This window comes from Pseudoalteromonas arctica (genome assembly GCF_012927645.1).
GTDB classification, from domain to species: domain Bacteria; phylum Pseudomonadota; class Gammaproteobacteria; order Enterobacterales; family Alteromonadaceae; genus Pseudoalteromonas; species Pseudoalteromonas arctica_A.
The window spans coordinates 113529-121517 of sequence record NZ_JABBMT010000011.1 but is presented as its reverse complement, the minus strand read 5'-3'; the positions used below and the strand labels follow the sequence as shown (position 1 = coordinate 121517).

General features: G+C 41.2%; 5 protein-coding genes. All 5 read left to right on the top strand.

The features are described from left to right. The first annotated feature begins 704 nt into the window (after window positions 1–704). Window positions 705–1247: a 1,6-anhydro-N-acetylmuramyl-L-alanine amidase AmpD gene (gene ampD / locus HHO47_RS09465; protein ID WP_169020077.1), complete on the top strand. Its 543-nt coding sequence runs from the start codon at window positions 705–707 to the stop codon at window positions 1245–1247. A gap of 47 nt (window positions 1248–1294) precedes the next feature. Beyond that, window positions 1295–2146 (top strand): beta-lactamase regulator AmpE, encoded by an 852-nt coding sequence (ampE, locus tag HHO47_RS09460; protein ID WP_169020076.1) that lies wholly within the window; start codon window positions 1295–1297, stop codon window positions 2144–2146. A gap of 311 nt (window positions 2147–2457) precedes the next feature. Further along, window positions 2458–3207, top strand: a complete 750-nt coding sequence (gene pdhR / locus HHO47_RS09455) for a pyruvate dehydrogenase complex transcriptional repressor PdhR (protein WP_169020075.1) — start codon at window positions 2458–2460, stop codon at window positions 3205–3207. 90 nt (window positions 3208–3297) lie between these two features. Beyond that, window positions 3298–5964 carry a pyruvate dehydrogenase (acetyl-transferring), homodimeric type gene (aceE, locus tag HHO47_RS09450; RefSeq protein WP_169020074.1) on the top strand — a complete coding sequence of 889 codons (2667 nt, stop codon included), beginning with the start codon at window positions 3298–3300 and terminating at the stop codon, window positions 5962–5964. Window positions 5965–5974: 10 nt separating this feature from the next. Next, window positions 5975–7888 (top strand): pyruvate dehydrogenase complex dihydrolipoyllysine-residue acetyltransferase, encoded by a 1914-nt coding sequence (gene aceF, locus HHO47_RS09445; protein ID WP_169020073.1) that lies wholly within the window; start codon window positions 5975–5977, stop codon window positions 7886–7888. The last annotated feature ends 101 nt before the right edge of the window (window positions 7889–7989 follow it).

The window sequence follows — 7989 nt, the reverse complement described above, 5'->3', positions numbered from 1 at the left end:
GCGGGAAACCAGGCAATTAAAGCTTTTTAAGTGATTTATTCACCACAGAGAGCACCGAGCTCACAGAGGAAAAACCAATAGGTAATAGTGATTAACTTTACTTTTGTCTTCTCGGTGTAGCAAAGCGTCTCGGTGGGCTCGGTGGTTAAATAGTGTGTCTGTGTAAATGTAAAAACAGTCGCGAGGTAAACTCGCTGCTACCAATACGTAGGCGCGGGAAACCAGACAATTAAAGCTTTTTAAGTGATTTATTCACCACAGAGAGCACCGAGCTCACAGAGGAAAAAACAATAGGTAATAGTGATTAACTTTACTTTTGTCTTCTCGGTGTAGCAAAGCGCCTCGGTGGGCTCGGTGGTTAAATAGTGTGTCTGTGTAAATGTAAGAACAGTCGCGAGGTAAACTCGCTGCTACCAATGCGTAGGCGGGGGAAACCAGGCAATTAAAGCTTTTTAAGTGATTTATTCATCACAGAGAGCACCGAGCTCACAGAGGAAAAACCAATAGGTAATAGTGATTAACTTTACTTTTGTCTTCTCGGTGTAGCAAAGCGTCTCGGTGTGCTCGGTGGTTAAATAGTGTGTCTATGTAAATGTAAAAACAGTCGCGAGGTAAACTCGCTGCTACAAGCACTTAATGACTTTGCTGTTATTCTGTTTTGAAATCTATTAGCATTTGAGTATACCTATATTTACTGACACATTATGATAATAAACTCTATTGGCGTCGTTGATACGGCGACTCAACGACCATGTACACACTTTGATGAGCGCCCGCAAGGTGACGAAATTTCCTTGTTAGTGCTCCATAATATTTCCTTACCAGCAGGGCAGTTTGCCACGCCGTTTGTGGATGATTTATTTATGGGCTGTATTGATTGCCAAGCACACCCCAGTTTTACTGATTTAAAGGGGGTGAGAGTTTCAGCACATTGCTTTATTAAGCGCTGTGGTGAAATAGTACAATATGTGCCATTTAGTAAACGGGCTTGGCATGCTGGGCAGTCTGAGTTTTTAGGGCGCAGCCAATGTAATGATTTTAGTATTGGTATTGAGCTTGAAGGAACTGATACAACGGCGTATACCCAAAATCAATATAATGCATTACAATCTTTGACTAAGGCTTTGATAAATAAATATCCAGCAATCACGCGGTCGCGTATTGTAGGGCATTGTCATATTGCACCAGGGCGAAAAACAGATCCCGGTGAGAGCTTTGATTGGAACCATTATTTTGCTGCACTATAACTATATTTTAATCAGCTTTAACTAGCGCCAATTTGGAATAAAAAAGTATGATCTTAATTTCTATAATAATAGCTCTGATATTAGAGCGTTTAGGTGCCCGCTCAGATTATTGGCAAATAAGCTATTACGCGCAAGGCTATTTAACACGTTCAAAAAAACAGCTTGGCGAGCAAGGTCTATTTAATTCGCCTGCGGGATTTATTATTTGGTTGTGTTTGCCGGTATTACTGGTGGCGGTTATTTTTACCTTGTCTGATTTTGTATTATGGCAGTTAGCTATTAATGTGGCTGTGCTGCTGGTTTGCTTTGGCTGTGCTAAACAACGGGCTTTATATAAGTCGTATTTAAATGCGCTAACCCGTGATGATCAACAAGCGGCAACCTTATATGCACTGCAAATGGGGCAAAAGAAAACGGAAGAGCAAAAAGGCGGCGAAACCTTTGGACAAACATTGGCTTGGGTAAACTTTCGTTTTTATTGTGCAGTTATTTTTTGGTTTGTAATATTAGGCGTACCTGGCGCGACCTTGTATGCATTAGTGCGTACTTTTGCTGATTTAGTGCAGAACGACCATAAAGTTGTATATGCTAAACGTTTTAAACTTATTCATTCATTATTATTTTGGCTTGATTGGTTACCAGCCAGAATCGCCAGCTTTGGTTATCTAGTAATAGGTAACTTTAATAAGGGCACCAGTTGCTGGCTGCATTATGTACTCGATTTTACGGTGAGTAACCGTAAAGTGGTTACTAATACCGCGCTTGCCGCAGAGCAAATAGAACAGCAACATTTTGGTTGCGCATACGAAGCAACGTGTATGATGAAGCTTGTAAAACGCAATGTATTGTTTTACTTAGTATTGATAGCCTTGCTTACTTTGTTTGGCGGGTTAGCGTAAATAAACAGGTGTTAGGTTTTAGGGAAGTTATAGTTAAAACCTAAAACCTCATCTCCTAATTGTCTGGTCAGACCATTGTGTTTTTCTATAAAATTATTTCCTAAACACTGGCTTTATCTCATACTGTTTGATCTTTGTACAAAATACGTTAGGGTGTTTTTAAGGTGCATCGCAGCGAAATTGACAGTAAACTTGCTTTTTGATAACGTATGGCTCAAATTTGGTATGACCAATTTACCTTTTGGTCTGGTCTCTGGGGACAAGCTTGGATTTTTCAGGTTACATTTCCACTATAATGCGGACGTTGATTAATGTCTTTAAAGATTAAAGCAGCAAAACTATCGGATGTTATTTTACAGCAACTTGAGAATATGATTCTTGAGGGCTCATTAGCACCGGGTGAGAAACTGCCGCCAGAGCGTGAATTAGCCAAACAATTTGAAGTGTCTCGCCCTTCATTACGTGAGGCTATTCAAAAGCTAGAGGCAAAAGGCTTAGTAACACGCCGCCAGGGTGGCGGGACGTTTGTAAAAAATCAGCTAGAAGAAGGGCTCACTGATCCGTTATTTGACTTGATCAGTAAACATCCTGAATCGCAGTTTGATTTATTAGAGTTTCGCCATGCATTAGAAGGAATTGCTGCTTATTATGCCGCGCTTCGTGGAACTAGCACTGATTTTGATAAAGTTAAGCAAAGCTTTGAATGCATAGTATTAGCTAATGATGATTTACTACAAAAAGCTAAAGCAATTAATGCGTTTCATTTTTGTATCGCAGAAGCATCACATAATGTAGTACTGCTGCATTTAGTGCGTGGTATGCAAGCGCTACTTGAACAAAATGTACTGCAAAATTTAACTGTTTTATTAAAAAAATCAGATGTTAGTAGTCAGTTAGCTCAGCATAGACGTTTATTAATGGATGCCGTTATAGATGGCAACCCTGAACAAGCGCGTTTGGCAAGTAATGCACACTTAGCGTTTATTGAAGAGGCATTACTTGAAGCAGGTAAAGAGCATTCGCGAATTGAACGTAGTTTAAGACGCACAAAACAAAATTAAGCTAATACACGGTACTTAGAACACATAAAGTTAAGTATACGTTGTATTAAATTAACAATATTCGTATTTTAAACATAAGGAAACCTCCATATGTCTGAAGTCAATAAAATTGACGTAGACGCGCTAGAAACACAAGAGTGGTTACAAGCTCTTGAATCAGTTGTGCGTGAAGAAGGTGTTGAACGTGCTCAGTTTTTACTTGAGCAAGTATTAGAGCAAGCCCGTTTAGACGGTGTTGATATGCCTACAGGCATTAACACCAACTACGTTAATACGATCCCGGTAGATCAAGAACCTGCATACCCTGGGGACGTAAACCTTGAGCGCCGTATTCGTTCTATTATTCGTTGGAACGCAATCATGATTGTATTGCGTGCTTCGAAAAAAGACCTAGACCTAGGCGGCCATATGGCGTCTTACCAGTCATCAGCGGCGTTTTATGAAGTATGTTTTAACCATTTCTTCAAAGCGCCAAATGATGTAGACGGCGGTGACTTAGTTTATTATCAAGGTCATATTTCTCCGGGTATTTATGCGCGTGCATTTGTTGAAGGTCGTTTATCTGCTGCGCAGCTTGATAACTTCCGTCAAGAAGTTGATGGTGAAGGTTTGCCATCTTACCCACATCCTAAATTAATGCCTGAATTCTGGCAGTTCCCTACGGTATCTATGGGTCTGGGTCCTATCGCGTCTATCTATCAAGCGCGTTTCTTAAAATACCTAGATGGTCGTGGCTTAAAAGACACTAAAAACCAACGTGTGTATGCGTTTTTAGGTGATGGCGAAATGGACGAGCCAGAATCACGTGGCGCTATTTCTTTTGCTGCCCGTGAAAAACTAGACAACCTTTGTTTCTTAATTAACTGTAACTTGCAGCGTCTAGATGGTCCAGTAATGGGTAATGGTAAAATCATTCAAGAGCTTGAAGGTCTATTCAAAGGCGCTGGCTGGAATGTGATCAAGCTAGTGTGGGGTTGCGGCTGGGATATCTTACTCGCTAAAGACACTACGGGTAAGTTATTACAATTGATGAACGAAACAGTCGATGGCGATTACCAAACATATAAAGCAAAAGATGGCGCGTACGTCCGTGAACATTTCTTTGGTCGTTATCCTGAAACCGCAGCACTTGTGGCTGATATGACAGATGACGAAATTTTCGCGCTGAAGCGTGGTGGTCATGAGCCATCAAAATTATTCGCGGCATTTAAAAAGGCGGAAGAGAGCAAAGATCGACCAACCGTTATTCTTGCTAAAACTGTAAAAGGTTACGGTATGGGTGAAGCGGCTGAAGGTAAAAATATTGCTCACCAAGTGAAAAAAATGGACATGTCACACGTTGCTCATTTACGTTCGCGTTTAGGCTTAGATGACTTAGTATCTGAGGAGCAATTAAAAGATCTTCCTTACTTAGAGCTTGAAAAAGATTCACCAGAGTACAAATATTTGCATGCTCGCCGTGATGCACTTAAAGGTTACACACCAAAACGTATTCCTAACTTTACTGAAAAGTTAGTGCTGCCAGAAGTAGAAGCGTTCAAACCACTACTTGAAGAGCAAAAACGTCATATTTCTACCACAATGGGCTTTGTTCGTGCACTTAATATCTTATTAAAAGATAAAGGTATTGGTAAAAATATTGTGCCAATTATTGCCGATGAAGCGCGTACCTTTGGTATGGAAGGTTTATTTCGTCAGATCGGTATTTATAATCCAGATGGCCAAAACTATACTCCACAAGACCGTGACATTGTTTCTTACTATAAAGAAGCAACATCAGGGCAAGTATTGCAAGAAGGTATTAACGAGCTAGGTGCAATGTCATCGTGGGTTGCTGCTGCAACATCTTACAGCACTAACAATTTACCAATGATCCCATTCTACATCTACTATTCAATGTTTGGTTTCCAACGTGTTGGCGACATGGCATGGATGGCTGGTGATCAGCAAGCGCGTGGTTTCTTATTAGGCGCAACGGCTGGTCGTACAACGCTTAATGGTGAAGGTTTACAGCATGAAGATGGTCACAGCCATATTCTTGCTAACACAGTACCTAACTGTATTTCTTACGATCCAACCTATGTGTATGAAGTCGCGGTTATCATGCAAGACGGTATTCGTCGTATGTACGGTGAAGAGCAAGAAAGTATCTACTACTACCTGACGTTGATGAACGAGAACTACGCGCAGCCAGCGATGCCAGAAGGTGCAGAAGAAGGTATTCGTAAAGGTATTTATAAGCTTGAAAGTTACGCAGGCAAAAAAGCCAACGTACAGTTATTAAGCTCAGGTACTATTATGACTGAAGTACGTAAAGCTGCTGCAATTTTAAGTGAAGACTATGGTATTGCATCAGACGTTTACTCTGTAACGTCATTTAATGAACTTACGCGTGATGGTCAAGATGTTGAGCGTTTCAATATGCTTAACCCTGAAAGTGAGCAGAAGACTGCTTATATCACGAGCGTATTGAATGACTCAGTGACAGTTGCTGCAACTGATTACATGAAAAACTACGCAGAACAAGCACGTTCATTCATTCCAACTAGCAACTACAAAGTGTTAGGCACAGATGGTTATGGCCGTTCTGATAGCCGTGAAAACTTACGTCGTCACTTTGAAGTTAACGCCGGCTACGTAGTGGTTGCTACGTTATCTGAACTAGTTAAACGTGGTGAGCTTGAAAAGTCAGTGGTTGTTGAAGCACTTAAAAAGTTTAACATCGACACTAACAAACTTAATCCACTGTACGCATAAGAGGTTTGCAATGAGTATTGAAATTAAAGTACCAGATATTGGTGGCGATGAGGTCGAAGTAACCGAAATTTTAGTGAGCGTTGGTGACAAAGTTGAGGTTGACCAATCATTACTAACTGTTGAGGGTGATAAAGCCTCAATGGAAGTACCTGCTGCACAGGCGGGTATCGTAAAAGAAATTAAAGTAAACGTGGGCGACACAGTTGCTACGGGTTCTTTAGTATTCTTGTTTGAAGGTGAAGAGCAAGCATCAAACGAAGAAGCACCTAGTGAACCTGCAAAAACTGAAGACGCAGCACCAGCGGCCTCTTCAGGCTCAACGACTAAAGAAGTCACAGTTCCTGATATCGGCGATGATGAAGTTGAAGTGACTGAAGTAATGGTTGCAGTTGGCGATACTGTTGAAGAAGAGCAATCTATCTTAAACGTTGAAGGCGACAAAGCGGCAATGGAAGTACCAGCACCGTTTGCAGGAACAGTCAAAGAAATCAAAGTAGCAACTGGCGATAAAGTAAAAACAGGCTCTTTAGTGTTTGTTTTTGAAGTGGCTGGTAGTGAGCCCGCAGCTGCGAAAGCAGAAGCAGCGCCAGCTCAAGAGTCTGCACCAGCACAAAATTCAGCGCCGAGTAGCAAAGAAGTTAACGTGCCTGATATCGGCGGTGATGAAGTTGAAGTGACTGAAGTAATGGTTGCAGTTGGCGATAAGGTTACTGAAGAACAGTCAATCTTAAACGTTGAAGGCGACAAAGCGGCAATGGAAGTACCAGCACCGTTTTCAGGAACAGTTAAAGAAATCAAAGTAGCAACTGGCGATAAAGTATCGACCGGTTCACTTATCTTTGTATTTGAAGTTGCAGGCAGTGCACCAACTGCTACCGCTGAAAAAGCGGCTTCTGAATCTGTACCAGCAGCTAAAACTGAATCTGCTCCAGTACCAGAGCAAGCAGCACCAGTTCAAGCTAGCAATGAAAGTTTTGAAAACAATAGTGCGTATGCTCATGCATCGCCAGTTGTACGCCGCTTAGCCCGTGAGTTTGGTATTAACCTTGCGAATGTAAAAGGTTCAGGCCGTAAAAACCGCGTTGTGAAAGAAGACGTGCAAAACTATGTGAAGAACCTAGTTAAGCAAGTAGAGTCTGGTCAGTTATCTGCGGGTAATGGCAATGCAGGTGGTGGCGAACTTGGTTTAATTCCATGGCCAAAAGTTGATTTTGCTAAATTTGGTGAAATCGAAGAGAAGAAACTGTCTCGTATTCAAAAGCTTTCAGGTAAAAACTTACACCGTAACTGGGTGCAAATCCCTCACGTTACCCAGTTTGATGAAGCCGATATCACTAGCCTTGAAGCTTTCCGTAAAGAGCAAAATGCCCTTAGCGAGAAGAAAAAGCTGGGTGTTAAAATCACCCCGCTGGTATTTGTAATGAAAGCAGCGGCAAAAGCATTGGCTGAGTTCCCTACATTTAACTCGTCTTTATCTGAAGATGGTGAAAGCTTAATTCTTAAAAAGTACATCAATATCGGTGTTGCAGTTGATACGCCAAACGGTTTGGTTGTACCCGTATTTAAAGATGTTGATAAAAAAGGCATCATTGAGTTATCACGTGAATTAATGGAAGTATCTGTTAAAGCGCGTGACGGCAAGCTAACTTCATCTGATATGCAAGGTGGCTGTTTTACTATATCAAGTCTTGGTGGTATTGGTGGTACTGCATTTACGCCAATTGTTAATGCGCCAGAAGTGGCTATTTTAGGTGTATCTAAATCTGAAATGAAACCAAAATGGAATGGCAAAGAGTTTGAACCTAAATTAATGGTTCCACTTTCAATGTCATACGACCATAGGGTGATTGACGGCGCACTAGCGGCACGCTTTACTGTAAACCTTGCAAGTTACATGAGCGATATTCGCCAATTAGTAATGTAATGCAGCAATTGATGCATGTAGCTAAATAAATAGAATCAAATCCCAGCCAGTTGTTTTTTGCTGGGATTTTTACCATTTGCAATGATACAATCTTTGCACAA